Source organism: Actinomadura roseirufa, assembly GCF_900659635.1.
GTDB classification, from domain to species: Bacteria; Actinomycetota; Actinomycetes; order Streptosporangiales; family Streptosporangiaceae; genus Spirillospora; species Spirillospora roseirufa.
Genome location: NZ_CAACVB010000583.1, coordinates 1 through 777, shown reverse-complemented (window position 1 = coordinate 777; position 777 = coordinate 1). Strand labels below are relative to the sequence as shown.

The 777-nt window shown below is 74.1% G+C and carries 1 protein-coding gene; it reads left to right on the top strand.

Annotated features, from left to right (window positions below):
- Positions 1–168: 168 nt before the first annotated feature.
- Positions 169–777: NYN domain-containing protein (locus E1291_RS41545; protein WP_131743492.1), on the top strand; the 609-nt coding region annotated here is incomplete at its 3' end.

The following is a 777-nucleotide window of genomic DNA, read 5'->3' as shown; positions in this document are numbered from 1 at the left end:
ATCCGGCCGCGCGGGCCGGGCGCGTGGCGGGCGAGCGGCCTGCCGCGCTGACGCCGCCACCGGCCGGTCCGGGGGCCCCCGGACCGGCCACCATGAGCGTCCCCCCGAGGGAGATGTAACCGTGGTTCGCGCCCGGCCGGGGTCTCGGCACGAATAAGGTGGAAGGCCATGGCCACCTCGGAGTTCGTCCCACAGCCCGCGCGCTACGCCATATTCGTCGACGCGGGGTACCTTTACGCGGCCTCCGGGGCCCTGCTGCTCGGCTGCGGCTCCCGGCGCGAGTACCGGGTGGCCGCCGAAAAGCTGATCAAGGCGCTGACCTACCACGCGGACGAGCAGCGCCGCGGCGAGCTGCTGCGCGTCTACTGGTTCGACGCCGCGCCCAAACGGCAGCCGACCGTCGACCAGCGTGTGATCGCCAACCTGCCGCTGGTGAAGCTGCGGCTCGGCAACCTGAACGCCCAGGGACAGCAGAAGGGCGTGGACGCCCAGCTCCGCGCCGACCTGGAGGCCCTGGCCCGGCACCGGGCGATCACCGACGCGGTGCTGCTGGCCGGCGACGAGGACATGCTGCCCGCCGTGGAGGCCGCCCAGCGCTACGGCGTCCGCGTCCACCTGTGGGGCGTGGAGCCCACGCACGGCTCGAACCAGGCCGAGTGGCTGGTCTGGGAGTCCGACACCGTCGAGGTGCTGCCCGCCGACTTCCTGCGCCCCTACTTCACCAAGGCCAAGGTCCTGCCGGTGCCCGCCGCCGGCAGCGCCGCCGCGGCCCGCGAC